Raw genomic sequence first — 1,186 nt, 5'->3', positions numbered from 1 at the left:
CGCTTGTATGCTGGTACTTGAAGGGAGGAGGAGGGACAAGGCTCGATTCTGACTGTTGGCGCAGTACAGATCCGTGGGAGATTTCGCCCCTCCTCCTTTCACCCAAGCGCCGATAAAGAATGCATCTGGCTAGACCGACGATAGGAACAAGCCTGCGCCTCTGGGTGAGCCCTTCAAGTGCTCAAAACCATATCTCGGGGGGTGTTCAATGGCAATGTCGGTTTCTGTTTCCAAGCCAATCGTGGGCGTGGATGTCGCCAAAGATGAACTGGTGATCTACCAGACCGAACTGGATCTGCTGGAGACGCTTCCCAATAACAAGCCAGCCATCAAGAAATGGCTGAAAGCCTTGCCGGCACCGGTCGACGTAGCAATTGAGTCGACCAATATCTATCACTTGGAATTCGCCGATCTGGCTCATGATGCCGGCTGCACGATTTACATGGTCGGTGGCTATGAACTAAGCCACTACCGCAAAGGTGTGAAGGTTCGCGCCAAAACCGACGCGCTGGATGCAAAGCTGCTCGCCCGTTATCTGAAAAACGAATATGAAGAGCTTCACCCATGGACTCCACCATCGCCGCTGTATCGTCAGCTCTTGAGCCTTTTCCGCCGGCGCGCCGCGCTGGTTCAGGCACGAGTTGGCCTGGTACAGAGCTGGGCAAATGAGCCGCTGCTCAAAGCCGCTTTTGCCGAGCAAATAGCCTCAATGCAGAGGCTTGAAGTGCTGGTCGAGAAGATGATCAACGACCTCCTTAAAGAGGCCGGTTTACTTGCCCATCTAAGGCGCTGCATGAAAGTTGAAGGCATAGGCTTTTTGACTGGAGCTCGCCTGATCGCGGCGTTTCAACGGGGCGAGTTTAAAAACGCTGACGCATTCATCGCTTTTTTGGGGATGGATTTACGGGTTTCACAGTCGGGACAGAAGGACGGTCGCCGCAGTCTGACAAAACGAGGTGATCCGGAGGCGCGCCGACTTTTGCACAATGCAGCCATGTCGGCCAGCCGAACAGCAACCTGGAAAGGTTTTTATGAAGAGCAACGAGCTAAAGGGTTCAGCACCACTCAGGCACTGGTGATTCTGGCCCGTAAACTTGCTCGGGTCGTATTCGCACTACTGAAGGGGCAGAGCGAATACCAGCCGAAAGCAAGTTGAGGGGTTCCCCTCAACCATAGAATCTCCCAC

Annotated in this window: 1 protein-coding gene; it reads left to right on the top strand. The window is 54.1% G+C overall.

The annotated features are described in order from the left end of the window. Positions 1 to 208: 208 nt before the first annotated feature. Positions 209 to 1,156 carry an IS110 family transposase gene (locus PMI01S_RS30740; RefSeq protein ID WP_084323910.1) on the top strand — a complete coding sequence of 316 codons (948 nt, stop codon included), beginning with the start codon at positions 209 to 211 and terminating at the stop codon, positions 1,154 to 1,156. Positions 1,157 to 1,186 lie beyond the last annotated feature (30 nt).

This window comes from Pseudomonas migulae NBRC 103157, assembly GCF_002091715.1.
GTDB classification, from domain to species: Bacteria; Pseudomonadota; Gammaproteobacteria; order Pseudomonadales; family Pseudomonadaceae; genus Aquipseudomonas; species Aquipseudomonas migulae_A.
This window is presented reverse-complemented; position numbering and strand designations above follow the sequence as displayed.